Origin of the sequence: Phreatobacter sp. (genome assembly GCF_016793595.1) — a bacterium.
GTDB lineage: Bacteria > Pseudomonadota > Alphaproteobacteria > Rhizobiales > Phreatobacteraceae > Phreatobacter.
In genome coordinates this window covers 1,091,056-1,116,961 of record NZ_JAEULY010000004.1, presented here as the reverse complement: position 1 = coordinate 1,116,961, position 25,906 = coordinate 1,091,056, and the positions used below count along the sequence as shown (strand labels likewise).

The window sequence follows — 25,906 nt, the reverse complement described above, 5'->3', positions numbered from 1 at the left end:
TTTCCCCGATGCAAGACGCGGACTGTTTCCTGACCGTCGCGGAACTCGGCGCGCGTTACGCCGCCGGCACCGCCAAGCCGAGCACGATCGCGAGCCTGCATCTGGAGCGCATCGCCCGCGTCGATCCCGTGCTGAACGCCATGCAGGTCGTCGATGTCGATGGCGCGCTGAAGGCGGCGCAGGAGAGCGACGCCCGCTGGGCCGCCGGTCGCCCGACGGGGCCGCTCGACGGCGTCACCGTGACCATCAAGGACAATGTCGACGTCGCGGGATTTGCGACCCGGCATGGCTCGCTGACGACGCCGGATACGCCCGCCTCGGCGGATTCGCCGGTGGTTGCGCGCCTGCGCGAGGCGGGCGCGGTCATTCTCGGCAAGACGCGCCTGCCGGAATTCGGCTGGAAGGGGCTGACCGACGGGCCGTTGCAGAATGGGCCGACGCGCAACCCGTGGAACATCGCGACCTCGCCGGGTGGCTCCAGCGGCGGCGCGGCTGCCTGCGTGGCGGCCGGCATCGGCACCATCGCCTTCGGCAACGATGGCGGCGGCTCCATCCGCATCCCCGCCAATCTCTGTGGCCTCTACGGGCTCAAGCCGACCTTCGGCCGTGTGCCCCATCATCCGCAGGAGGGCATGTTCGCGACCCTCGTCTCCGGCGGGCCGATCACCAGGACGGTCGAGGACGCCGTCGCGACGCTGGACGTCATGGCGCGCCCTGACGACCGCGACTGGTTCGCGCTGCCGCCGACGGCCCCCGGCTGGCTGACCGGCCTCGAACCGAAGCTCAAGGGCCTGCGTATCGCCTATGCCCCGGTCCTCGGCGGCTTCGGCCCCGACGAGGAGGTGCGCGCCGTCGTCGATGCCGCGGTCGAGAGGCTACGCAGCTACGGGGCCACCATCACCGAGGTAGCCTCGCCCATCGGCGAGCTGAAGGGCCGCTTCGAGGTCTACTGGATCGGCGCCTTCGCGCGTCGCATGCGCCTGATCCCGAGGGAGCGCTGGGACGATCTCGACCCGACCTTCCGCGACCTCGCCGAACGAGGCATGGCGGTCACCATCGACCAGTTGCTTGATGCCGAAGCGGCGCGGGCAGCGCTCGGCCGCGAGTTCGCTGCCTTCCACCGCGACTACGACCTCCTGCTGACGCCGACCATGCCGCATGTCGCGCCGCCCGTGGAGACGATCTATCACTGTCAGGCCTATGACCGCTGGCGCGACAGCGTGCCCTTCACCCTGCCGTTCAATCTGACCGGCCAGCCGGCCTCGACCGCGCCCTGCGGGTTGTCGGCCTCGGGCCTGCCGATCGGCTTGCAGGTGGTCGGGCCGAAATATTCGGAGCGGCTGATCCTCGAAGCCGGCCTCGCCATCGAGGCGGCGCTCGGCTTCGCGCAGCCTCATCCGGTGCTGGTCAAGGCGCTCGACGCGTTGGCGTGAGCCTCACCCCATCCGCACCACTGCCGCGAAGCCCTCGTCCGCCGCGTCCAGCGCGCGGTCGATGTCCGCTTCCGTATGAGCGCACGACAGGAACATGTTGTGCTTCGGGTGAAAGTAGGCGCCGGCCTTCAGCGCCGCGCTGCAGAAGGCCGAGCCCCTGGCGAAGCCGGCATCGTCGGCGAACAGCATCAGCGGCATTTGCGGCGGCCCGCTCTGGGAGATCGAAAGCCCGTGCTTCGCGGCGAGCCGATCCAGCCCGTCCCGCAGTCGCTGCCCCATCCGCGCCATGACCGCCGGCCCGTCGATGCGCTTCAGCTCCGTCAGCGTCGCGACCGCCGCCGCCATCGGCACGGCCTCGCACCAGAACGAGCCGGTGGTGAAGATTTTCGTCGCGGCCTCGCGCCATCGGTCGCGCCCGGTGATGGCGCCGAGCGGATAGCCGTTGGCGATGGCCTTGCTGTAGGCGGCAAGGTCAGGCGCGACCCCGATCGTCTCCCATGAGCCGCCGAGATGCAGCCGGAACCCGGCGCGGACGTCGTCGAGGATCAGGGCTGCGTCAGCCTCGTCGCAGAGTTCGCGCATGCGCCGGGCGAAAGCGGGGTCGGGCAGTTCCAGCGCCTTCGCCATGTCATGCCGGAAGGCCGTGACGAGGATGGCGGCGAGGTCGCCCCTCGCCTGCTCCACCGCGGCCTTGAGGCTGGCGATGTCGTTGTAGTCGTAGTGGAGGACATGGGCGCGATCCTCGGCCGTGACGCCGGCGAGCGATGGCGAACACCACGGCACTGCGCCATGATAGCTGCCGCGCGCGACCAGCAGCTTCCTTCGGCCTGTCCCGGCCCGCGCGATGGTCACTGCCGCTGTCGTCGCATCGCCGCCGTTCTTCTCGAACAGGCACCAGTCGGCACGAGGGATCATGTCGACCATCAGTTCGGCGAGTTCCACCAGTACGGGCGCGGGACCGTTCAGCGTATCGCCGAGCGCTGCCTGCCCGCGTGCCGCGGCTTCGACGGCCGGATGATGATGGCCGAGGACGATCGGCCCCCATGAGCACATGAAATCGATGAACTCGCGCCCGTCCACGTCGACGACGCGGCAGCCATCGCCGCGCGCGAAGAACTGCGGATAGCCTTCCGGCAGGTTCGCCGCATTGAGATGGCCCCACAGGCCGCCGGGGATGACCTGCCGCGCCCTGAGGCGCAGGGCGGTGTCGGCTGAATTCGCGAGCGCGGTCGAGGCGGACGCATGCATGGCGCATCTCCGACGGTGGATGGCTCATCCTATGCGCGGGGGCGCCGTACCGTCACGCGCGGGACAGCCTTGCGCCAGCGTGCACGCCAGCCCGTCATTCGGGCGCATTGCCGGCTGCGTCTGCGGTGCCGCACGATGATCCTGACAGGATGCGGGGAGGCGGCTGGCAATGGATGCACGAGGCGAGGCGTCGCGCTGGCTTTCGGCCTTTTCCGAGCTTCTCTCGCGCGATGACCCGGCCAGGGCGGCAGAGCTCTTCCTCGACGAATGCTACTGGCGTGACTTCGTCGCCTTCACCTGGAACATCGCGACGCTGGAGGGGCGGGCCGCCATCGCCGCCATGCTGGCGAGCCGGGGGCGGGATACGAGAGCCTCGGCATGGACGCTCGATGGCGAGCCGCGCACGTCCGACGCCGGCGTCGAGTTCTGGTTCACCTTCGAGACGAAGGTCGGGCGCGGGCGCGGGCACGCGCGCGTGAGGGACGGCCGCTGCTGGACCCTGCTGACGACGCTGCGCGAACTGAAGGGGTACGAGGAGAAGAGCGGCGAAACGCGGTCGTTGGGCACGACGCATGGCGCCGTGCGCGACCGCGCCACCTGGGCCGACCAGCGCGCTGCCGATGCCCGGCTCGGTTATGATCGGCAGCCCTATGTGCTGATCGTCGGCGGCGGCCAGGGCGGTCTTGGCCTCGGCGCGCGCCTGAAGCAGATCGGCGTGCCGGCCCTGATCGTCGACCGGCACCCGCGGGCGGGCGACGCGTGGCGCAACCGCTACCGCTCGCTCTGCCTGCACGATCCCGTCTGGTTCGACCACATGCCCTACCTGCCGTTCCCGGATCACTGGCCCGTCTTCACGCCGAAGGACAAGATAGGCGACTGGCTCGAGGCCTATGCCTCGATCATGGAACTCGATCTCTGGACGGGCACGACCTGCCGGAAGGCGGCCTACGATGCCGCGCGTGGCGAGTGGACCGTCGAGGTCGACCGCGCCGGCGAGCTTGTGACCCTCCGCCCGACGCATCTCGTGCTGGCCACCGGCATGTCCGGCAAGCCGCAAGTGCCACACTTTCCGGGACAGGATCTGTTTCGCGGTATCCAGCACCATTCCAGCGCTCATTCCGGCGGCGAAGGTTATGCCGGCAAGCGCTGCGTGATCGTCGGCGCGAACAACTCGGCCCACGACATAGCGGCCGGCCTCTGGGAGCATGGCGCGGAGGTGACGATGATCCAGCGGTCGCCGACGCTGGTCGTGCGATCCGAGACGGTGCAGCGGCTCGGCTGGTCGCTCTATTCCGAGGCGGCGCTGAGGGCCGGCATCGATGTCGACAAGGCCGACCTGACGGTCGCCTCGACGCCCTTCGCCGTGCTGCCGCAGTTCCTGAAACCGGTTGTCGAACGCATGAAGCGGGACGACGCGGCGTTCTATGATGCGCTGCGCGCCGTCGGCTTCCAGCTGACCTTCGGCGAGGACGAGACGGGCCTCGGGCTCATGTATCCGCGTCGGGGCTCCGGCTACTACATCGACGTCGGCGCATCGGAACTCATCGCCACGCGGCAGATCGCCTTGCGAAGCGGCGTCGGCGTTGCAGGTCTTTCCGAGGATGCGGTCTTGCTCGACGACGGGACGAGGCTGCCCGCCGATCTCGTCGTCTATGCCACCGGCTACGGCTCCATGACCGGCTGGGCGGCCGAACTCATCTCGCCGGAGGTTGCCGACAGGGTCGGGCCCTGCTGGGGCATGGGGTCCGGCACGGCGCGCGATCCCGGACCTTGGGTCGGCGAACTGCGCAACATGTGGAAGCCGACCGCGCAGGAGGGGCTCTGGTTCCACGGCGGCAATCTCGCGCAGTCGCGGCACTACTCGCGCTACCTGGCGATCCAGCTCAAGGCGCGGTTCGAGGGGCTGCCGACGCCCGTTTTCGGGGTGCCTTCCTGACAGAGCGAACCTGAAGGCGAAACCGGCCGGGCTGCTTCACGGCCGCATCGCAACGCAGATCGCGGCGCCGGCATGCGGAGGGCTGGGCAGCGTGCCGCTGATCGCGCCTGAAGCGCGGTGCTCCTGTGCTAAGGACGCTGCATATCCATGCGCGGCTGGAGGCACGGCAGTTGAGATTCCTCGCCCTTCGCTATTTCAACGAGGTCGCCCGCCTTGGCTCGATCCGCAAGGCGGCCGACCGCCTCCATGTCGCGCCGTCGGCCGTCAGCCGCCAGATCGCGCTGCTGGAGGCGGAGCTCGGCACCGAACTGTTCAAGCGCTTCAAGACCGGGGTGAGGCTGATGCCGGCCGGCGAGGTGCTGGCGCGCCAGAGCCATCGCGTCTTCCGTGACCTGGAGCGGGCCCGTTCCGGTATCGACGACCTGATGGGGCTGCGGCGGGGCAGGATCAGCCTGTGGGTCATCGAGGGCTTCGTCACCGGTCTGCTGCCGGGCATCCTGTCCGACTTCAACCAGCGCTATCCCAACATCTCGTTCCGGGTATACACCGACTCCACCGACCGGATCGTCGAGGCGCTGCTGGAGGACGAAGCCGATATCGGCATCACCTTCAACGCTGTGTCGCGTCCCGAGATCGAGGTCGTGGCGGAGTTCAAGGAGGGCATTTCCTGCCTCGTCGCGCCGTCCCATCGCTATGCCGGCCGTGAGAGCCTGTCGCTCGCCGAGCTGTGCACCGAGCAGCTCGCGCTTCCCGTCCAGAGCTTCGGCCTCCGTCAGGTATTCGATACGGCGGTGGCAAACCGCGGCTACGATCCGCGCGTGCTGGTCACCACCAATTCCCTCGAACTCACCAAGACCCTTGCCGCGACAGGCAATGCCATCGCCTTCATGCCGGCGCTGACCGTGGTGCGGGAACTGGCGGCGGGATCGCTGATCGCCATTCCCATCTCCGACCGGGAGTTCCGTACGTCCCGCTCCAGCGTCAGCATCCATCGCGACAGGCCGTTGTCCCATGCTGCCGCCGACTTCCTGAAAGTGCTGGTCGCGCAGATCCAGAACCTCGTCGATGTCCAGGTGCGCAATCGTTGAGGTGTTGCCTTTTCGTCAAGATCGCATGACCAATTCTCGTCTTTGAACAACACGCCCGGCCATCTAGGCTTCCCCTCAATCAGAAGAGGGGATTGCACATGCAGACCGAAAATCCGAACCGCCCTGCCGCTCCGGCGCTTGCCCTCGCCAGCCGGCGCACGGTCGTTCTCGGCACGGGCGCCGGCGCGCTGGCGGCCGTCTTCGGCAAGCTCGGCAGCCCGGCGCTTGCGCAGGCCGCGATCCCCGTGCGTGTTACCGAAGCCATCCATCTCGGCATGTACGTGTCGGTCTATGCGGCCAAGCACGGTGGCTTCTTCCGCAAGCACGGGCTCGACGTGACGGTGTCCTCGGCCGGCGGCATCGCGCTCGCCGTGCCGGTCGTGCTCTCCGGCAATGCCTCCTTCGCGGTGACCGGCGCGGGCATGTCGGTTAACGCAGCCAACGAGGGCGCCAAGCTCGTCAACGTCGCCAAGATCGTCGGCGGCGTCGCCATGTGGGCGGTCGCCAAACCCGGATCGCCGATCAAGGCGATCGGCGATTTCCGCGGCAAGACGATCGCGACCCTGCGCTATCCGTCTTCGACCATCCAGACGCCGACCTTCGCCATGAAGGAGCGCGGCGGCTTCGAGCCCGACAAGGCCGGCGTTCGCTTCCTCCAGCTCCCGAACGGCGCGCAGGCGCAGGCCGTCCTCGACGGCCGGGCCGATGTCGCGACCATGTTCGAGTGGGACGTCAGCATTTCCAAGCAGCAGTTCAATCTCGAACCGGTCTTCTCGTTCTCGGACATTATCGGCCCGTTGTCCTGGACCACCGCCATGGTCAAGCGCGACCTGATCGACAAGGATCCGAAGCTGGTCCAGGCCTTCTGCGACGCCATCGCCGAGGCTCAGGCCGCACTCCATGCCGACGGCAACGAACTGTTCGTGAAGAGCTCGGTCGCCGAGTTCTCGCAGGTCTCCGAGGCGGTCATCCGGTCGGCGGCGGACAATCTCCTCAGGCGGTCCAGCGCCATTCCGAAGAATCCGACCATTTCCAAGGCGGAATGGGAGGCCGACATGGCCTTCGAACTGGCCGGCGGCGCGATCAGGACGACCCGGCCCTACGAGGAAATGGTCGACAACGGCTTTGCCGAGCGTGCCACCGCCAAGGTCGGCCGCCCGAGCTGACAAGCAGGACAATCATGAACATCACCCTCGCCGCCAGCCCCGAGAGCCTGTCCTTCGATCCGCTCCGCACGGCGCTGATCATTGTCGATATGCAGAATGGCTACTGCTCGCCCGGCGGCTATTTCGGCCATCTCGGCGTCGACCTGTCGCCGGCCGACCAGGTCATCCCGACGATCGACCGGCTGGCGCGCAGCGTGCGGCGGGCGGGCGCTCAGGTAGTCTGGCTCCAGAATGGCTGGGACCCCGAACTGAAGGAGGCCGGCGGTCCGGATTCCGTCAACCAGCGCAAGGGCAATTCGCTCAAGCTGATGCGCACCCGGCAGGAACTCTCCGGCAAGCTGCTGACCAAGGGCGGCTGGGACTACGCGCTGGTCGAGGGCCTCACGCCAGATCCGGCCGACATCGTGGTGCCGAAGCCGCGCTACAGCGGCTTCGCCGGCACCCAGCTGGACAGCATCCTGCGCAGCCGCCGCATCGACACGCTGCTGGTCTGCGGCGTGGCGACCAATGTCTGCGTGGAATCGACGATCCGGGACGCCTTCTTCAAGGAGTATTTCCCGGTTCTCGTCCATGACGCCTGTTTCCAGGCTGGGCCGGATTTCATCCAGCAGGCGACCATCTACAACGTCGAGAAATTTTTCGGCTGGTCGGCCGTGACCGACGATGTCGTGCGCGCATGCGACGGCGTCGCCGCTGTGGCGGCCTGACCAACAAGAACCAGTTCAGGGAGAAGACAGATGGCCGTTCAGCCGATCATTCCGCCGGGCTCCGCCCCGCCGCTCGCCCCCTATAGCCCGGGCAGCAAGGCCGGCGGCTTCATCTATGTCTCCGGCACGCTCGCCATTGGTCCCAACGGCGAGACGCTCGCGGTCGGCGACGCCGCGGCCCAGACCCGTCATGTCCTCGAAAGCATCAAGTCGGTGGTCGAGGCTGGCGGCGGCACGCTGAAGGACGTCGTCTTCAACCAGATCTTCCTGACGGACCTCGCGGACTACGCGGCCATGAACACGGTCTACAAGGAGTATTTCCCGGAAGCGCCGCCCGCGCGCTACTGCATCCAGGCGCCGCTGGTCCGCCCGGAATTCCTCGTCGAGATCGCCACCACGGCCTATGTCGGCAGCTGACCATGACGAGCGTCGAGACGACGGGGCGGGCCGTGGCTGACAGCCGCGGCAGCGCTCCCGCACGCCCGGCCGCGCGGCGCCTGCTGCCCGGCACCGGCCGCATCCTCATCTACCAGGTCCTCGTCATCGCGGGCTTCTTCGCCATCTGGGAAGTCGCCATCCGCGCCGGCTGGATCCCGGTCTACATCTATGGCCAGCCCAGCGGCGTCGTCCGCGAATTCGTCAAGGGCGTCACCGACGGCAAGCTGCTGATCGATACCTGGGTGACCACGCAGGAATCGGTCATCGGCTTCCTGATCGGCAGTCTGTTCGGTTCGGCAGCTGGCCTTGCCCTCTGGCTGTCGCCGACGACGGCGGCGGTGATCCGCCCGATCATGGTGGCGCTCAACGGCCTGCCGAAGATCGCGCTCGCCCCGCTGATCATCGTCTGGTTCGGCATCGGCATCGAATCGAAGATCGCCGTGGCCGCTATCATCACCTTCATCGTCGCCATGATCGCCAGCTATGCCGGCAGCCAGGAAGTGGACAACGACTATGTCCGCATGCTCAAGGCTCTGGGGGCGACGCGTTTCCAGATCTTCCGGATGGTGATCGTTCCCGGCTCCGTGCCGTGGATCGCCTCGGCATTCCGCCTGAACATCGGCTTCGCGATGATCGGCGCCGTGGTCGGCGAGTACATCTCGGCGGAACAGGGCCTCGGCCAGCACATCTACTATGCCGGCACGCTCTACAATCTCAACGGCGTCTGGGCGGGCATCTTCGCCCTGATGATCCTCGCGCTCGTGCTCGACTGGTTCGTTGGCCGAGCCGAACGCCTGTTGAAGTGGCGGTGAGGACGCATCATGCCGATCGCGAAACTTGGCGACGTGGACATCGCCTATGAAGTGACCGGCGAGGGCGATCCCGTCCTCCTCGTCGCGGGTCTCGGCGGCTCCGCCGGCTACTGGGCGCCGAATGTCGCAGCGCTTTCCCGGAATTGCCGCGTGATCCTGCACGACCATCGCGGCACGGGTGGCAGTTCGCGCTTCGAGGGTCGCTATTCGGTCGAGGGCATGGCCGACGACCTTCTGCGCCTGATGGACCACCTGGAGATCGACCGTGCCCATCTGGTCGGTCATTCCACCGGCGGCGCCATCGGTCAGGTCGTCGCCGCCAATGCGCCCGACCGGATCGCGAGCCTCGTGCTCTACGCGAGCTGGGCCGTCCTCGACGGTCAGATGGAGATGTGCCTCGACCTGCGCCGGCGCATCCTGCGTGACGGGGGCGAGGCCGAGTATCACCGCGCGACGCCGGTGTTCCTCTATCCGCCCTACTACGTGAAGGACCGGAAGGCGGCGCTCGATCAGGAGGCCGCGTCGGCGGCGTCCGCGTCGCCTCCTGCCTCCATCCTGGACGCGCGCGTGGCCGGCATCATGGCCTTCGACGGCAGGCCCTACCTGTCGCGGATCGCTTGCCCGACCATGGTGCTGGTGGCCGAGGATGACATCCTGACCCCGCTCTATTCGTCCGAGCTTCTGGCCGGCGGCATCGCCGGATCCCGGCTCGTCACGGTGCCGCGCGGGGGGCACGCGCTGTCCCGTACCGAGCCCGACCTGTTCAACGAGACGATCGCCGCGTTCCTCGCGGACCACGCGACCGCCCGGGAGGATGTCCATGCCGCATGAATCCGCGACCGTCCTGCAGGCCGTCAATGTCGGGATGACTTTCAATCCCGACACGCCGGAAGCCGTGACGGCCATCGCCGATATCAGCTTCGAGGTTGGTCGCGGCGAGGTGGTCGCCATCGTCGGCCCGTCCGGCTGCGGCAAGACCACCCTGTTCAACATCATCGCCGGCCTGCTGAAGCCGACGCGCGGCGACATCGCGGTCGACGGTGTTCCGGTCCACGATGCGACCGGCCATGTCGGCTACATGCTCCAGAAGGACCTGCTCCTGCCCTGGCGTACTGTCCGCGACAACGTCACCATCGGCCTTGAAGTGCGCGGCACGTCCTCGCGCGAGGCGGCCGGCATCGCCCAGACGCTGATCGAGGCCTATGGCCTCAAGGGCTTCGAGGACGCCTATCCGTCGGCGCTGTCCGGCGGCATGCGCCAGCGCGTCGCCTTCATGCGGACGCTGGCCTTCTCTCCCGAGGTGATCCTGCTCGACGAACCGTTTTCGGCGCTCGACAGCCAGACGCGCCTCATCCTGCAGTCGGACGTGATGCGCATCATCCGCGAGCGGCAGTGCAGCGTCGTGCTCGTCACGCACGACGTGGGCGAGGCCATCACCATGGCCGACCGGATCGTCGTGATCACCAGCCGCCCGGGCCGGGTGAAGGCGGTGCACCAGGTCGATATCGCGCCGGAACTGCGTCACCCGCTGAAGATCCGAACGCTGCCGCGCTTCAACCAGCTTTTCGAGACGATCTGGTCCGAGCTCGGGATCGAGCTCGCCGCCTGACGGACGGACATCATCATGCTGCATCATGAGAGCTTCGGCTCACCCGACAGGGAGTGCGTCCTCCTGTCGGCGGGCCTCGGCGGCGCCGGCGCGTTCTGGCGCCCGCAGATCGCGGCGCTGGCCGAGCATTTCCACGTCGTCGTCTACGACCAGCGCGGCACGGGCGGCAGCAGGGAGCCGCTGCCCGATGGCTATTCCATCGAGGCCATGGCCGATGACGTGGTCGAGATTCTCGATGCTCGCGGCATCGACAGCTGCCATTTCGTCGGTCATGCGCTTGGCGGCATTGTCGGCCTGAAGCTCGCGCGACGCGCGCCCGCGCGCGTACGCAAGCTCGTGCCCGTCAACGCCTGGGCCGCCGCCGATTCTCACACCGCGCGCTGCTTCGCGATGCGGCTCAATCTGTTGCGGCACGTCGGCGTCGAGGCCTATGTCAACGCCCAGCCGATCTTCCTCTATTCCGCCGCCTGGCTCTCGGCGAACGCCGAAGCGGTCGACGCCGAGGTGCGGCACGGCATCGCCCATTTCCAGGGCGCGGACACGATCGAGAAGCGCATCGCCGCGCTGCTCGCCTTCGACATGGCGGACGAATTGCGAGCTATCCCGCACCAGACCCTCGTCGCCGCCTCGCGCGACGACGTCCTCGTGCCGTGGACCGCTTCACAGCGTCTCGCCGATGGCTTGCTCAACGCGCGCCTGTGGATGGTGGAGAGCGGCGGTCACGGCTTCTCGGCAACGTCGCCGGAACCGTTCAACGCGGAGCTGATCGCGTTCCTGCGGGGCTGATCCGGTAGCGCTGCCGCGCGCTATTGGGCCGGCATGTGGCGTGAAGACGCAGAGGAATGGCAAGTAAAGGGCGAAAAACGGTATCCTGGTGAAGCATCCGATTCCGCAAATTTAAACAAACATCTCCGAGAGTGGGCCGTCGCTCGCTCGGGGATGTTCACGATGGCTTCGATCCTTCACCGCTTCCGCAAGCAGGAGTCGGGCGTCGTCGCGGTGCTCTTCGGCATCGCGATCATCCCGATCATGCTGCTGGTTGGCGCCGGCGTCGATTATGCCCGCCTGTCGACCGCCCAGGCTGCCGCCCAGGCTGCCGCGGATGCCGCCGCGCTGGCGGCCGCGGGATCGCGGATCGAAACAGAAGCCGCCATGAGCGCGGTCGCCGCCAACTACCTTCAGGGGAACACCGCGGGCACCAATGCCGACGCTGCGCGGATCACGACCTTCCGCTATGACGCGACGAAGCGCGAAGTCACCCTGATCGTCGATGGCACGATCACCCCCGCTTTCCTGCAGCTGGCCGGCTACAGCCAGTTGAGTTACCGCGTCAACGCCAATTCGATCCGGGCGCTGAACGGCTCAACCGAACTCGTTCTCGTGCTCGACAATACCTGGTCCATGGCGGGCGCCAAACTCGTGGCGCTGAAGGAGTCCGCCGCGGAACTTGTCACCACGTTGTGGCGCGATCCCTCGGTCGACGTGAAGATCGGCGTCGTACCCTACGCGGACTATGTCAATGTCGGCACCGCCAATCGCAACGCGACTTGGGTCTCGGTTCCCGCCGACTATGACGTGACCTCACAACGCACCTGCGTCACCAAGACGACGCGCTCCGTTTGCACCAAAGGCCCTGCCAAGACCTGCACACGGACAGTCGATGGCAGCGTCGAGACCTATGACTGCACGCCGCAGACCTGCACCGAACAGACGGTTCCGCCCTACGAGTCATGCTCGGGGGGCGGCACCACCCGCTACCGCTGGTTCGGCTGCGTCGGCTCGCGAAACACCGGCACGCTGCGCCTGACCGATGCCCAGCCATCCACACCCTATCCGGGCTATCTGGCGACCAGCCAGAATTGCCTCAACCCGATCATCCCGCTGTCGACCAGCCTGTCGACCGTGACGGCGGCGATCCGCGGCATGGTGGTCAATGTCGGTGGCTACAAGCCGTCGACCTACATTCCCACCGGTCTGATCTGGGGCGTCAATGTCCTGTCGCCGACTGCGCCGTTCTCCGAGGGGCGCGCCTACGATTCTCAGAACCGCCGTCCCCGCAAGGTGATGGTGCTCATGACGGATGGCGCCAACACATTGCAGTATCGCGCCTCGGATGGCCGTCACGTCGCCATTAGCGGTAATGCGGCAAGTCAGGCCGCCCAGTTGGCGCAGACCTATTCCGACATGAACGCGATCTGCACCTACGCCAAATCCCAGCAGATCGAGATCTACACGATCGCCTTCGACATCACTGATCCGACGGCGAGGACGGCGATGCGCAACTGTGCAAGTTCGTCGGCCCATGCCTTTGATGCGACCGACCGCACGTCGCTGCAGGAAGTGTTCAAGAACATCGCCCAGTCGCTTCAGAACGTGCGCCTGACGCGCTGAGGCGCGAGCCGTTCCGCAGCCGGGATTCGATGCGCCCATTGCCGGCGCCGCCAGCGAGGCGGCGTCTCATCGGCTGTGAACGTTGCAACCGATCGCCAGCAAAAGCGAGCAGCGGATCGCTGCCAGCCGCAGCATTGTCATGAAGGGCAATGCCTGCGGACAAACCTCTCCGTTACTGCCCCGCACGGCGCCCGGTCCGCGATTTGCTTGACTGCAGCAGACGCAAGGCTCGGGTCGAAACGATGCATTGCAATTCTATGCAATCGTTTGCATGATGGGTCATCGACCTATGGGCGACAGAATGGGGAGAATGGACATGACGACGTTCACGAGGCGCGGATTCGTTCAGGCATCGGCAGCGGGCGCCACTTTCCTCACGGCGCCGCAGGTCATGGCGCAGACCGATTTCATGGAGCCCGCGCGCATCCGCATGGGCTTTGCGCCCTATATTTCGGCAGGCCCCTACTACATCGCCCAGGCCAAAGGCTACTTCAAGAAACTGAACATCGAGATAGTCCCGACCAGCCACGTCGATGGCTCCCTGTCGATGCCGGCGCTCGCCGCGGGCGAACTCGACATCACCGGTGCGACGCTCTCGGCCGGCCTGTTCAACCTGATGTCGAAGGGGGCGGGCCTGCGCCTCTTTTTCGAGCGCGGCCGCGAAGCGCCGGGCTGGGGCTCGAACTCGATCATGGTCTCCAACGAGATGTGGGAGAAGGGCTTCCGCACCGTCGATGGCTACAAGCTCGCCAAGGGCGCCAAGATCGGCATTTCCTCGCGCGGCAGCGTTGCCCACTACCTGCATACGGTCGGCCTCGAGCGCGCCGGCCTGAAGTTCGAGGACGCCGACTGGAACTGGGGCATGTCGCCGCAGGTCAGCCTGCCGCTGATGCAGCAGAACCGTATCGACATCCTCAACATGCCACTGCCGGGCGCCTATGCCGCCCAGAACCGCGGCGTCGGCAAGATCGCCACCTGGAGCGACGAAATCGCCCCTGATTTCGTGCTGGCCTGCTCGGTCGCCAGCGAGAAATTCCTGCGCGAGAGGCACTCTGCGGCGGTCCGCTTCTCCATGGCGATCATGCAGGGCAATATCGACTTCATGGATGCCGCTCGCACTGGCAATCCGGAAGTTCTCAAGATCATGGCCGAAGGCACGGGCCTGACGCCGGAAGTCATCAACTCCACGCGTCAGCGCTGGACCTACATGACCGTCGACGGACTGCCGAACATGCCGTCCATCCTGGGACAGCAGAAGTTCTGGCACGAGAAGACCGATCTCCTGCAGCGCATGGTGCCGGAGAACCAGATCTTCGACGACCGCGCCATCCGCGAGGCGAAGAAGCGCCTCGACGACAAGAACCCCTTCATCTGATCCCCGCGGCAGATTCCTTATCGCGCTGGGAGGCGCGTCTTCACGATGCAGTTCGAGGCAATTTCCATCGAGGGTCTGTCGCACCGCTTCCTGTCCAGGACGCGGCCGCCGACCACAGCCCTCACCGACGTGACCTGCCGGTTTCCGGCCGGCAAGGTGACCTCCATCGTCGGGCCGTCGGGCTGCGGAAAGTCGACGCTCCTCCTCATCATGCGCGGCCTCGTCAAGGCGAGCCAGGGTGACGTGAAGTTCCTCTACGGGAACGGCGCTGGCGCCCTGACACCGGGCGAAGCTCCGCGCATGGCGACCGTCTGGCAGTCGTTCAACCTGCTGCCGTGGCGGAGTGTGGTCGACAATGTCGGCTTCGGCATGGAACTGCAGGGCGTCCCGACGGCCGAGCGCCGCGAGAAGGCGATGGAAGCGATCAAGGCGGTCGAGCTCTCCGGCTTCGAGAACCATTATCCCGGCCAGCTCTCGGGCGGCATGAAGCAGCGCGTCGGCCTTGCCCGCGGCATGGTGATGTCGCCGGATATCCTGTTCCTGGACGAGCCCTTCGGCGCGCTGGACGCGCAGACGCGCCTCTACCTGCAGGAACAACTCTCGGCCCTCGTCGAGAAGAGCGCCAAGACCGTCATCCTCATCACCCATTCCATCGAGGAGGCGATCTTCCTCGGTGACCATGTGGTGGTGATGACCGCCCGGCCCGGCAAGATCGCCGCCAGCCTCGATGTCGACCTGCCGCGCCCGCGCGGCATCGACGTGCAGAACGACAAGCGCTTCGGCGAGCTGTTCTCGGAAATCTACGGACTGCTGCGCGACGAAGTCCGCAAGTCGATGATGAACTGAAGGCTTGCGAACATGACCGACGTGAACCGATCGATCGCTTTCCAGGCTGACAAGCCCGCATCCCCGCCGGTCGCCGACGAGCGGCTGCGCGACGACACCTGGTGGTATGGCCCGGTCGCCATGGCCTGCTTCCTGGTGTTCTGGGAAGTCTCCGTCATGTTCGGCTCGATCCCCGAACTGTTCCTGCCGCGTCCCTCCGTCGTGGTCGTTACGCTCTACGAGCTGTTCGCGACCAAGGGCCTCGTCTACGACCTCGGCCTGACGCTTTACCGCATCTTCGGCGGCTTCTTCTTGGCCGCGTTCATCGGCATCGGCCTCGGCCTGCTGATGGGCATGTCCAAGCGCATCTACGCCATCGCCGACATCTTCGTCGCCGCGCTCTACCCCGTGCCGAAGATCGCCCTCGTGCCGCTGCTGGTGATCTGGCTCGGCACTGGCAACTCGTTCCAGATCGCTCTGTCAGCGCTCGGCTGCATCTTCCCGATCCTCGTCAATACGATCATCGGCGTGCGCCAGTGCGACGAGGGCCTGATCCTCGCGGCTCGCGATCTCGGCGCCAGCACCGTCCAGATCCAGCGCAAGGTCGTGCTGCCGGCGGCGATCCCGGCCATTTTCGGCGGCCTGCGCCTCGCGCTCGGCATCTCGATCATCCTCGTTGTGGCAGCCGAGATGCAGACGGCGCGCTACGGTCTTGGCGCCAAGCTTCAAGCGGCCGGTCAGGTGCTGGAGACTGGCCAGGTCTTCGCGATCCTGCTGCTGCTCGCCGTGCTCGGCATCCTGCTGACCAAGGGGCAGGACCGGCTCGGCGGCCTCGTCAACCGCTGGCGCGCCAACTGATCCGCGCCCGCTGATCCGACCAATTGGATAGAGGGCTGCATGGCGGCCCGGGAGAATCCCCCATGAAACGGACCCTGATCGAGTGCGGCTGGCTCGTCTCGATGGACGACAAGGTCGGCGATCACAAGAACGCGCGCATCCTGATCGAGGGCAGCCGCATCGTCGCCGCCGGCAAGGGCATCGAGGCCGATGCCGACGAGGTGATCGACGCCCGCGACAAGATCGTCATGCCGGGCCTGATCGACGCCCATATCCACACCTGGCAGGCGGGCCTTCGCGCCATCGGCTCGGAATGGCTGGGGCCGGACTACCACAAGAACATCCACGCCAATCTCGCGACCCATTACGGCCCCGAGGACAACTACATCGGCAACCTGATCGGCGCGCTCGGCCAGATCGACGGCGGCGTCACCACCATCTGGGACTGGTGTCACAACATCATCTCGCTGGAGCACGCCGAACGTTCGGTGGACGGGTTGGAGGAATCCGGCATCCGCGCCCTCTTCGCGCACGGCACCGCCAAGCCGCCGACCCGGCCCGGCGAATTGCCCTATACCCACGTCCCGCATCCGCGCGATCGGATCGAAGCGTTGCGCAAAGGACGCTTCACCTCCGACGACCAGCTTGTGACCCTTTCCATGGCGATCCTCGGTCCCCATTGGGGCACCCACGAGGTCGCCGAACAGGACCTGAAACTCGCCCGCGAGCTGGGGCTCATGTCGACCTCGCACGCGACTCGCAAGATTCCGGATCAGGTCGCGCCCGGCGGCTATGGCAAGCTGGTCAAGGCCGGCCTCATCGGCCCCGACCACAACCTCGTCCACGGCAACTACATCGAGGACGAGGAGCTTCAACCGCTCGTGGAGGCCGGCGCCTCGATCACCGCCACGGTGCTGGTCGAGCTGCATGGCCATGCGGCCGAGCCGGTCACGCTGCGGGTGAAGAAGTTCGGCGGCATGCCGTCCATCGGCATCGACGTCGAGCCGATCGTCACTGGCGAGATGTTCCGCGAGATGCAGGCGGCGCTGTTGCACGCCCGCTGGGCCTCGCTGCGCGACAATCAGGCGGCCGGCAATCCGCCGTTCCAGTCGATTCCGATCAGGTCGCGCGAGGCGCTGATGTGGGCGACCATCGGCAATGCCCGCGCCATGGGCATGGAAGACCAGATCGGTTCGATCACGCCCGGCAAGAAGGCCGATATCGTCATGCTCCGGGCGAACGACCTGAACCTGTTCCCGGTCCACGATCCCCTTCTGTCGATCACCGACCAGGCCCATGGCGGCAATGTCGACACCGTCATCATCGACGGCGTGATCAGGAAAGAGGGCGGCAAGCGCGTGTTCCGCGACGACGTGCTGGCGAAGCGCAAGGCGGAGCTTCTCGCCTCCATCGAGCGCATCATGCGCGCCGGCAATTTCACGCTGAAGGCGGCCTGACGCGATGGCGACCAAACTTATCAAATGCGGCTGGATCGTTTCGATGGATCCGGCCATCGGCGACCTGAAGGACGCCGAGATCCTGATCGAGGGCGACCGCATCGTCGCCATTGGCAAGAACCTCGGCGGCGCTGCCGACGAGGTGATCGACGCGCCGGCCATGATCGCCATGCCCGGCCTCGTCAACGCCCACATGCACACCTGGCAGACGGGCCTCCGGGCCATCGGCTGCGAATGGGCGCATGGCGAATATTTCAAGTACCTGCATGGCGGCATGGCCACGCAATACGGCCCCGAGGACAACTATCTCGGCAACCTCATCGGCGCGCTGAACCAGATCGACGGCGGCTGCACGACCCTCAACGACTACTGCCACAACATCACCTCGACCGAGCAGGCCGAACGCTCCATCGACGCGCTTCAGGATGCCAGTATCCGCGCTGTCTTCACCATGGGCGCGGGCAAGCTGCCGCCCGACCGCGAGAAGATCGAGCCCTTCGAGAAGCGTATCAATCCGCGCGAGCGCGTGACCCACATCCGCAAGCGCCTTGCCGATGACGGCGCGCTTGTCACCATGGCGCTCGGCGTTGCAGGCCCGCACTGGGCCGAGATGGAGCCGACGCGGATCAATCTGCGTCTCGCGCGCGAGATGGGCCTGCGCTCCTCGACCCATGCCACCAAGCGGCCGGAGCTGGCTGTCGATCCGCGCGGCTATTACCCGCTTATCGAGGAAGGGCTTGTCGGCGCGGATCACAGCGTCGTCCACGGCAACTACCTCTCCGACGACGAATTGAAGCGCCTGTTCGATGTGGGCGTCACCTTCTGCGCCACGGTGCAGACGGAGCTGCGCGGCTATGCGGGGGATCCGCTCGTCGGCCGCGTCAAGGCGCTCGGCGGCACCTGCTCGCTTGGCGTCGATGTCGAGCCGCGCGTCTCCGGCGAAATGTTCCGCGAGATGCAGATCGCGCTGCTCTACGCGCTCTCCGTCTGCCAGCGCGAGAATGCGCGGGACAAGAAGCCGGCCTTCTCGGTCGTGCCGATCCGCTCGCGCGAGGCACTGGCCTGGGCGACCATCGGCGGCGCGGAGGCCCTCGGCCTCGCCGATCGCATCGGCACGCTGTCGCCGGGCAAGAAGGCCGACATCGTCCTGCTCGACGGCAGCGACCTCAACCTGTTCCCGGTCCACGACCCCGTGCTCTCCATCGTCGAACAGGCGAATCAGGGCAATGTCCACACTGTGCTGATCGACGGCGTCGTCAGGAAAAAGGACGGCAAGCTGGTCTTCCCGGACGCCGTGCGCCGCCAGCGCATGGCGGAGCTTGCCATCTCGGTTGATCGCATCATGGACGAGGCAGGTTACTTGCCTTTCGGGAGATAGGAGCATGGCGACGGTCACGCGCAGGCTCATTCGCTGCGGCTGGCTCGTCACCGGGGATGACGGGCTCGGCACGCTGAAGGGCGCGGATATTCTCGTCGCCGGTGATGCCGTCGAGGCGGTCGGGCAGCGGCTCGACCTGCCGCATGACGAGCTGATCGATGCCTCGGACATGATCGTCATGCCGGGCCTGATCAACATGCATCTGCATACGTTCCAGGCCGGCTTTCGCGCGGTCGGCTCGGAGTGGCTGGGCCCGGACTATTTCCGTAATTTCTATGGTAATGCCGCCGTCCGATTTGGACCGGAGGACAACTATCTCGGCACGCTGTTCGGCGCGCTGAACCAGCTCGATCAGGGCGTCACCACGCTCGCCGACTATTCCCACAATCTCCGTTCGCTGGAACAGGCGGAGCGCTCCGTCGATGCGCTCGTCGATGCCGGCATCCGCGCTGTGTTCATCCACGGCGACGGCCTGCGCGAACCGGCTGTGCCCGGCGCCATGCCGTCGCGCCGCCTGCATCCCCGCGAGCGGGTCGAGGCGCTGATGAAAAGCCGCTTCGCGAGGCCGGGCCTCGTCACGCTGGCGCTCGGCATCGCCGGGCCGCACTGGGCCGACTGGGAAGCCTCGCTGCACAATGTGCGGCTTGCCCGCGACCTCGGCCTCGTCGCCTCCTCGCATGTCACGCGCAGCCATGCGAATGCGGTCACGCCAGACGGCTACGACCGTCTTGCCGCCATGAGCCTGCTCGGGCCTGACCACAACCTCGTCCACTGCAATCATCTGACGGCGGACGAAGTTCACCGCCTTCTCGACGCCGGCTGCACGATCACCGCGACGACCACCAACGAGTTCCACGACTACCCGACCGACTCCGTGCTGCGGAAGGTCATGGATCGCGGCCACCAGCCCTCCATCGGCGTCGATGTCGAGGCGATGGTCGCCGGCGATCTCTGGCGCGAGATGCAGACTGCATTGCTCTTCGCCCGCAACGAGGGCCTGAGGGCGAAGCGACAGGACGCGATGATCCCCTCGCGCACGGCGCTCGGCTGGGCGACGACGGCAGGCGCGAAGGCGCTGATGATGGACAAGGCCATCGGCCGCCTCGCGCCCGGCCTCAAGGCCGATATCGTCATGCTGCGCGCGGGCGACCTCAACCTGTTCCCGGTCCACGACCCCGTCTTCTCCATCGTCGAACAGGCCCATGTCGGCAATGTCGACACGGTGATGGTCGGGGGCGAGATCAGGAAGCGCGGCGGGCGGCTGCTGTTCGACGAAGGCCAGCGCCGGCTCGAGGGTGAGCGCCTTGCCGAATCCGCCGCGCGCCTTGCGGCCGAGGCTGGCTGGCCGCTGGCGCGCTCCCTCGGCGCCTAATCCCCCACCGCCCGAAGCGGTGGATGCTCCTGCAGCGCCGGCAGAACCTCGCCTGCGAACAGGCGCATGGCGGCGAGCGTCGTCGCGTTCGACAGCACGCCGTTGCCGTTGAAGATGCAGCGCAGATGCCGGATGCCCGTGCCGTCCGCCAGCCGCCGGATCTGCGCGACGCAAGCCTCGGGCGTGCCGTGGACGAACTGGTCCCGCAGCACGGTCTCGCGGTCGGGCCGCTTCACATGCTCCGGCTTCTCGCCGCGCAGGGCCGCGAAATGCAGCCGGCGCACGTGCAGCGCATCGAGCAGGCCGTCGAGCGCGGCTTCCGCCGCCGCCGCGTTCGGCGCGACATTGACGTAGCGCGCCAGCGTCGAACGGCCGAGCGCGCCGTGCCTGCCGCTCCGTTCCAGCAGCGACCTGTAGATGGCGAGCTGGCGGCCTTCCGGCGGCTCGAGGCTGAGCAGCAGCGGCAGGTCTTCCGTGAGCGCGAAGTCGAGCGTCTCGGCGGTCGAGCCCGCGACATAGATCGGGGGATGCGGTCGCTGCGCGGGACCCGGCCCGATGACCGTTTCGGGGAACCGCCACGGCCCCTCGTTGGAGGTGACGCGGCCCTTCGTCAGCGCCGCGCGGATGATGCGCAGCGAGGCTTCGAACCGCCGCCGCGCCTCGGCATGCGGGATGCCGAGCGAGGCGAAGGTATCGGCCGAGGTGCCGCGCCCGACCCCGATATCGAGCCGCCCGCCGCTTTGGCCGTCGAGCTGGGCGATTTCCTCCGCGAGCATCAGCGGATGGTGGATCGGCAGGACCAGCACCGAGGAACCCACCCGCAGCCTTTCCGTACGCGCGAAGATCGCGGCGGCCAGCAGGTGCGTGGACGGATAGGGGATCGGCGGGTCCATGAAATGGAACTCGTTGAACCAGACGCCGTCGAAGCCGAGGCGGTCGGCCTCCTCGAAGATCGACAGGAAGGCGCGGTGGTCGCCGAAGGTCGCCTCCCGCGTCCAGCCGGCAAGGTCGATGCGGATCGGCGCGCTCATGCGTGCCGCCCGGATGCCGGTCGCGCGATGGCAACGCCGTCCACGGTGACGGTCTCGAAGGGAACGCGAAACACGCGGGGCAGCACATCGCTGCCGGCGAGTTCCGCGCTCGGCAGGTCGGCGGCGACGCGGCCCTGATCCATCACCACCACCCGCTCGAACCATGTGGTCGCGAGTTCGATGTCATGCAGCACGACGATGACCAGCCGCTCGCGCCCGCGCGCGGCGAAGCCGCGCACGAGGTCGATCCGGTGGCGGATGTCGAGGCTCGCGCCCGGTTCGTCGGCGATCAGGATTGGCGGGTCGGTCACCTCGACGGAGGCCAGCAGCGCGCGCGCCTGCTCGCCGCCCGACAGCGCCGACCAGCGACGGTCGGCGATCGGGCCGATCTCCCGGGCCGCGAGCACAGCCGTGATCGCTGCGGCATCGGCCGTCGTGCTGCGCTCCGCGCCCATCTCGACCAGCATGCGCGGCGTGATGTCCCAATGCGGATGAAAGCTCTGTGGAACGTAGCCGATCAGCGCGGTGCGCTCCGGACCCGTGAGCGAGGCGACGGGGCGGCCGGCAATGCGCGCGGTGCCCGCATGGTCGGTGATCAGCCCGGCGAGGATCTTGGCGAGGCTCGACTTGCCCGCGCCATTGGGCCCGACCACGGCGATGGCTCCTGTCGGACCGGCGTCGAAATCGACGCCGTCGAGAACCATCTTGGAACCTCGCTGGAGTAGGAGCCCCGTCGCGTCGATCCGGCTCATGCCCTCAGCCTCCGCGCGAGCAGGATCAGGAAGAACGGCCCGCCCGCGACTGCCGTTATGAGGCCGAGCGGCACTTCGGCCGGCGGCAGGGCGGAACGGGCTATGGCATCCGCCAGCACGACGACGATGGCGCCGACGAGGCCGGATGCGGGGATCAGCCGCCCGTGGCGCGGCCCGACCAGCCAGCGCGCGATGTGGGGCGCCGCGAGGCCGACAAAGGCGACGAGCCCGCCAAAGGACACCGCTACCGCCACGACAGCCGCGCCGACCAGCACGGCGAGCGCCACGAAGCGCTTCACGTCGAGGCCGAAGCCATGGGCCATGGCCTCGCCAAGGCCGAGAAGGTCGAGCCCGCGCGCCGTTCGCTGCGCCACCAGGAAGCAGGCGAGGGTGAGCAGGCCGAGCAGTGCGAGCCCGCCCCAGCCCGGTGTCTGGATGCCGCCGAGCGTCCAGCTCAGCACCACCTGCAGGCTCACCGTCTCGTCGGACAAAGCCAGCATCAGGAAGGAGCGCAAGGCGCCGAGCACGGCGGCGACCGCGACGCCGGCGAGCAGCAGGCCGGCTGCGTCCACCGCGCCTGCGACGCGCGAGACGCCGAGCACCAGCAGCGTCGCGCCCCAGGCGCCGAGAAAGGCGAGCACCGGCAGGAGCCAGTGCTGCGGGATGCCGAGCGGCACGAGCAGCGCGACCGTCGCGCCGATGGCGGCTCCCCCCGCCGAGCCGAGCAGATAGGGCTCTGCCAGCGGGTTGCGGAACAGGCCCTGGAACAGGCAGCCTCCGAGGCCGAGCAGCGCGCCGACGCCGGCCGCCGCCAGCACGCGCGGCAGCCGCCAGTCGGCGATGAGCCGGCTGTCGAGCGATAGGTCGCCGCTGAGCGCGCGAACAATCTCGGTCGGACCGGCCCAGTCGTGGCCGGCGGCGAGCCCGAGAAGGATAGCGACGACCAGCAGCGCCGCGAGCGTCGTCCAGACACGGATCATCGCGGCGCGTCCGGATGCAGCACGGCCGCGAGCTTCTCTATGCCATCGACCACGCGGGGGCCGGGAATGAGGAACTCTGCGCGGGAGACGGTCAGTACCCTGTTCTCGCGCAGGGCACGCAGATGCTGCCAGCCGGGCCGGGAGAAGAGTTCCCGCCGGTCGGTCTCGGAGCCGGCGAACAGCACGATGTCGGGATCGGAGCGCAGGATCGCCTCGGGTGACACTTGCGGCAGCATCTGAGGCTGGTCGAAGGCGAGCCGCGCGCCGGCCGCGACCATGGCGTCCGCAGTGTAGCTGCCGGGCCGCGCGATGAGCATCAGCCCCGTCGCGACGCGGCCGGTGATCATCACGACACGCGGCCGCTCGCGCCCGGTCAGGCGGCGCGTGACCGCATCGAGGCGAGCCTGAAGCGTGCCAGCCACCGCGTCGCCCCGCGCCTCGACGCCTGCCGCCCTAGCGACGAGGCGGATGTTGGCGAAGACCTCGTCCACGCTGCGATGCGTGACCACGATGATCGGGATGCCCAGCCGCTCCATGGGATCGACGAGCTGATGCACCGCCTGCCGCGCCGGCGTCACGACGACGAGGTCGGGCCGCTGGCGCACCACGCGGTCCACCGAGAAGCCAAGGCGTCCGCCGACCTGCGGGCGGCCGACAACCTCCGGCGGAAAGCGCGTGAAACTCTCGATGCCGACGATGCGGTCGGCGAGCCCGACCGCAGCCGCCAGTTCCGTGTTGGAGGCGAAGATCGTCACCAGCCGCTGCGGCGGGCGCTCCAGCGTCACCTGCCGCCCGAGGGCGTCGGCCACCGTCACCGGCTCGCCCGCGGCCGGGGCCGCAAGCGCGAGAAGGAGAGTGGCGGCCGCGCCGATACGCATCAGAACCGCGCCTGCAAACCGGCCACCAGCTCCCGGCCCGGCATCGAATTGCCGGGATTGCCGATGCCGTTGGTGTTGGACACGGTGGGGCTGCCGATGAACGGCGACCGGTCCAGCGCGATGAACAGTGCGTGCTGGTTGACGTTGAACATGTTGTTCATCGCCACGAATCCGGTCAGGCCGGGGCGAAGTTCGGCCTCCAGCCGCGCGTTCCAGACCCAGAAGGCCGGCTTCTGATGGATGAAGCTGGTCGAAGGTTCGGCACCCGCCACCAGCGTCTCCTCCGTGTCGTACCAGATGGGCCCGCGCAGGATGCCGGTCACCGAGAAGCTCCACGGCATGGCGACGCCGGTGCGCTGGCCGAACCGGGTGCCGACGGCGACCTGATACTTGTAGGCCCGCTGCACCTGGCGGGAATTGGCGGTCGGAGCGGCACCGAAATCGCGCATGTCGAAATTGTAGCCGCCATTGGCGAAGAGCGACCAGTGCCAGCCGTTCGGCTGGGCGGCGACCGCGCGCAGCACATCGAGGCTCGCCTGAACCTCGACGCCGCGAATGACGATATCGCCGGGATTGTTGACGTAGTCCGAGATGTTCAGCGGCCCGGCCCGCCGCCGCGAGATGATCCGGTGCGAGATTGTGTTCTGGAACAGCGCCGCGTCGATGCTCAATCCGTTCCACGAGAAGGTGGTGCCGATCTCGTATTGCCGGCTGGTTTCGGGTCTGAGGCCCGGATTACCGAAAATCTGGCCGCCCGCGAGCACGGTGTAGTCGCCGGCGAGCTCCGTCGCCGTCGGCGCGCGGAAGCCGGTGGCGACGCCCGAGCGAAACGAGAGGTTTTCCGTCGCGCGGAGCGTGCCGCCCACCGTATATGTGGTCGCGCTGTAGGGCCGCGATCCCGTCGACTGGTTGGCGAGATTCGGCGTCGGGTCGAAGCTCGTCGAGCCGCGGGTGTGGCGCAGGCCGGCGCGCAGCACGACGCGGTCGTCCCACAGGCGCTGGCTGTTCTCCGCGTAGAAGGCCATCAGCGAGTCGGTCTGGTTGGCATCCTGCGGCGCCACCTGCGGCATGGTGTAGGGCGGAGTGATCGCCTCGCGATAGCGCGCCGAGCGCAGCCAGCTCCGCTCCAGATTGATGCCGAGCAGGAGTTCGTTGCCGGGCAGCAGATTGAAGATCGGCTCGAACTTCGTGCCCATGATGGAGAGGTGGCGGCGATTGATGTCGAGCCGCGTCCCGCCCGCGCGCGAGGCCCAGCGGAAGATGTCCTGGTCCTCGACGAGATAGCTGTGCGAGGTCCAGCGCGCGAAGTCCGTCGCCGTGCGTCCGGAATAGACGAAGTCGAACGAGGCATTGGTGCGCTGGTCGCGGTTGAACGTGCTCCACGACGAACCGCGGAAGCCGGCATCGTAGATGCCGTCCGAGCGCACCGTGACGTCGACCCGGTTGAACTCGTTGATCTGGTGGCCGAATGCGCCGGTGATGCCGAGGCGCTGGTACTGGGTATTGCCCATCAGCCCGCCGCCGGCACCCGACGAATAGCTGTCGCGCCGCGCGCCGGACAGGCCGATATAGAAGTCGCTGCCGCCCTGCTGCCCTGCCATGTGGCCGCGTCCCGAGAGAAGACCCCACGAGCCGCCCGACAGTTCCGCGAAATTGCCCTGCGTGTTGCGGCCATTCTTCAGGATGATGTTGATGACGCCGCCCATCGCGCCGGAGCCGTAGATGACCGAGGCAGGGCCGCGGATCACTTCGATGCGGTCCACGTCGGCCGGCGAGAGCTTGGAGATGTTGGCGGTGCCGGCGCGGCGGCCGTTGATCAGCACCAGAACCTGGCTGCGAAAGTCCTTGCCCTGGCCGTCCGACGAGCCGCCCCGGATGTTGATGGAGGTCTGTCCGGGGGTCCATTCGGAGAAGAAGCCGACGGCATTCTCGGCCAGCAGATCGGTGACGGAGCGCGCCTGCGAGCGGGCGATCCGCTCGCCCTCGATGACCTGCACCGTGCCGGTGATCCGGCTGCGCGGCTCGGGCCGCCCGGTGGAGGTCACGACGATCTCGTCGAGCAGGGTCGCAGGCGGCGCGGCGGGTTGGGCCGACAGGGGGCTGGCCACCGCGGCAGACAGAAGGGAGACGAGCGCGGGCACGCGGCCCGGCATCGGGAGACGAGGCATCAGTTAGCTCCTTCCGGCCCACCGC

The 25,906-nt window shown here is 67.5% G+C and carries 23 protein-coding genes; 17 read left to right on the top strand and 6 right to left on the bottom strand.

The features are described 5' to 3' along the window. The first annotated feature begins 8 nt into the window (after nt 1-8). Complete coding sequence (locus JNK84_RS09540) at nt 9-1,433, top strand: amidase family protein (protein ID WP_293423346.1); 1,425 nt, start codon at nt 9-11, stop codon at nt 1,431-1,433. A 3-nt stretch (nt 1,434-1,436) separates the two neighbouring features. Here JNK84_RS09540 and JNK84_RS09535 read toward each other — a convergent pair whose 3' ends face one another. Further along, the gene (locus JNK84_RS09535) at nt 1,437-2,681 is read right to left on the bottom strand and encodes an aminotransferase class III-fold pyridoxal phosphate-dependent enzyme (protein WP_293423344.1); all 1,245 of its coding nucleotides are present in this window, start codon (nt 2,679-2,681) and stop codon (nt 1,437-1,439) included. A 169-nt stretch (nt 2,682-2,850) separates the two neighbouring features. Between JNK84_RS09535 and JNK84_RS09530 the strand changes: the two genes are divergently transcribed. The 16 genes from JNK84_RS09530 to JNK84_RS09455 all read left to right on the top strand — a co-directional run bounded on the left by JNK84_RS09530 (nt 2,851) and on the right by JNK84_RS09455 (nt 20,072). After that, on the top strand, nt 2,851-4,617 hold the full coding sequence (locus JNK84_RS09530; protein WP_293423342.1) for an NAD(P)/FAD-dependent oxidoreductase: 1,767 nt from the start codon (nt 2,851-2,853) through the stop codon (nt 4,615-4,617). A gap of 170 nt (nt 4,618-4,787) precedes the next feature. Then, nucleotides 4,788-5,705 carry a LysR family transcriptional regulator gene (locus JNK84_RS09525; RefSeq protein WP_293423340.1) on the top strand — a complete coding sequence of 306 codons (918 nt, stop codon included), beginning with the start codon at nt 4,788-4,790 and terminating at the stop codon, nt 5,703-5,705. 98 nt (nt 5,706-5,803) lie between these two features. Next, nucleotides 5,804-6,871 (top strand): ABC transporter substrate-binding protein, encoded by a 1,068-nt coding sequence (locus tag JNK84_RS09520; protein ID WP_293423338.1) that lies wholly within the window; start codon nt 5,804-5,806, stop codon nt 6,869-6,871. A 14-nt stretch (nt 6,872-6,885) separates the two neighbouring features. Then, a complete protein-coding gene (locus tag JNK84_RS09515) occupies nt 6,886-7,578 on the top strand; it encodes an isochorismatase family protein (protein ID WP_293423336.1) in 693 nt (230 codons plus the stop codon). Between the two features lie 30 nt (nt 7,579-7,608). Beyond that, complete coding sequence (rutC, locus tag JNK84_RS09510; protein ID WP_293423334.1) at nt 7,609-7,995, top strand: pyrimidine utilization protein C; 387 nt, start codon at nt 7,609-7,611, stop codon at nt 7,993-7,995. A gap of 2 nt (nt 7,996-7,997) precedes the next feature. Further along, nucleotides 7,998-8,828: an ABC transporter permease gene (locus JNK84_RS09505; protein WP_293423332.1), complete on the top strand. Its 831-nt coding sequence runs from the start codon at nt 7,998-8,000 to the stop codon at nt 8,826-8,828. Between the two features lie 9 nt (nt 8,829-8,837). Then, a complete protein-coding gene (locus JNK84_RS09500) occupies nt 8,838-9,659 on the top strand; it encodes an alpha/beta fold hydrolase (RefSeq protein WP_293423331.1) in 822 nt (273 codons plus the stop codon). Then, complete coding sequence (locus tag JNK84_RS09495; protein ID WP_293423330.1) at nt 9,649-10,437, top strand: ABC transporter ATP-binding protein; 789 nt, start codon at nt 9,649-9,651, stop codon at nt 10,435-10,437. The genes JNK84_RS09500 and JNK84_RS09495 overlap by 11 nt, the downstream gene beginning before the upstream one ends. A gap of 15 nt (nt 10,438-10,452) precedes the next feature. Beyond that, nucleotides 10,453-11,223 carry a pyrimidine utilization protein D gene (gene rutD, locus JNK84_RS09490; RefSeq protein ID WP_293423328.1) on the top strand — a complete coding sequence of 257 codons (771 nt, stop codon included), beginning with the start codon at nt 10,453-10,455 and terminating at the stop codon, nt 11,221-11,223. 162 nt (nt 11,224-11,385) lie between these two features. After that, a complete protein-coding gene (locus JNK84_RS09485) occupies nt 11,386-12,828 on the top strand; it encodes a TadE/TadG family type IV pilus assembly protein (RefSeq protein WP_293423326.1) in 1,443 nt (480 codons plus the stop codon). A gap of 316 nt (nt 12,829-13,144) precedes the next feature. Beyond that, nucleotides 13,145-14,203, top strand: coding sequence for an ABC transporter substrate-binding protein (locus JNK84_RS09480; RefSeq protein ID WP_293423325.1), 1,059 nt, complete (start codon nt 13,145-13,147; stop codon nt 14,201-14,203). A gap of 45 nt (nt 14,204-14,248) precedes the next feature. Beyond that, nucleotides 14,249-15,049, top strand: a complete 801-nt coding sequence (locus JNK84_RS09475) for an ABC transporter ATP-binding protein (protein ID WP_293423323.1) — start codon at nt 14,249-14,251, stop codon at nt 15,047-15,049. Nucleotides 15,050-15,061: 12 nt separating this feature from the next. Beyond that, complete coding sequence (locus tag JNK84_RS09470) at nt 15,062-15,886, top strand: ABC transporter permease (protein WP_293423321.1); 825 nt, start codon at nt 15,062-15,064, stop codon at nt 15,884-15,886. A 62-nt stretch (nt 15,887-15,948) separates the two neighbouring features. Continuing rightward, nucleotides 15,949-17,322: an amidohydrolase family protein gene (locus tag JNK84_RS09465; protein WP_293423319.1), complete on the top strand. Its 1,374-nt coding sequence runs from the start codon at nt 15,949-15,951 to the stop codon at nt 17,320-17,322. A 4-nt stretch (nt 17,323-17,326) separates the two neighbouring features. Continuing rightward, a complete protein-coding gene (locus JNK84_RS09460) occupies nt 17,327-18,700 on the top strand; it encodes an amidohydrolase family protein (protein ID WP_293423317.1) in 1,374 nt (457 codons plus the stop codon). A 4-nt stretch (nt 18,701-18,704) separates the two neighbouring features. Next, nucleotides 18,705-20,072, top strand: a complete 1,368-nt coding sequence (locus tag JNK84_RS09455) for an amidohydrolase family protein (protein ID WP_293423315.1) — start codon at nt 18,705-18,707, stop codon at nt 20,070-20,072. Here JNK84_RS09455 and JNK84_RS09450 read toward each other — a convergent pair. Genes JNK84_RS09450 through JNK84_RS09430 form a run of 5 tightly spaced genes read right to left on the bottom strand, consistent with a single transcriptional unit; the run spans nt 20,069 to nt 25,881 of the window. Continuing rightward, entirely contained in the window at nt 20,069-21,103 is a 1,035-nt protein-coding gene (locus JNK84_RS09450; protein WP_293423313.1) for an LLM class flavin-dependent oxidoreductase, read from the bottom strand. The genes JNK84_RS09455 and JNK84_RS09450 overlap by 4 nt on opposite strands. Further along, nucleotides 21,100-21,855 carry an ABC transporter ATP-binding protein gene (locus tag JNK84_RS09445; RefSeq protein ID WP_293423311.1) on the bottom strand — a complete coding sequence of 252 codons (756 nt, stop codon included), beginning with the start codon at nt 21,853-21,855 and terminating at the stop codon, nt 21,100-21,102. The genes JNK84_RS09450 and JNK84_RS09445 overlap by 4 nt, the downstream gene beginning before the upstream one ends. Continuing rightward, on the bottom strand, nt 21,852-22,835 hold the full coding sequence (locus JNK84_RS09440; protein ID WP_293423310.1) for a FecCD family ABC transporter permease: 984 nt from the start codon (nt 22,833-22,835) through the stop codon (nt 21,852-21,854). Before JNK84_RS09440 ends, JNK84_RS09445 begins: the two co-directional genes overlap by 4 nt. Then, nucleotides 22,832-23,713, bottom strand: a complete 882-nt coding sequence (locus tag JNK84_RS09435; protein ID WP_293423308.1) for an ABC transporter substrate-binding protein — start codon at nt 23,711-23,713, stop codon at nt 22,832-22,834. The genes JNK84_RS09440 and JNK84_RS09435 overlap by 4 nt, the downstream gene beginning before the upstream one ends. Continuing rightward, nucleotides 23,713-25,881, bottom strand: a complete 2,169-nt coding sequence (locus JNK84_RS09430; RefSeq protein ID WP_293423306.1) for a TonB-dependent receptor — start codon at nt 25,879-25,881, stop codon at nt 23,713-23,715. The genes JNK84_RS09435 and JNK84_RS09430 overlap by 1 nt, the downstream gene beginning before the upstream one ends. Nucleotides 25,882-25,906 lie beyond the last annotated feature (25 nt).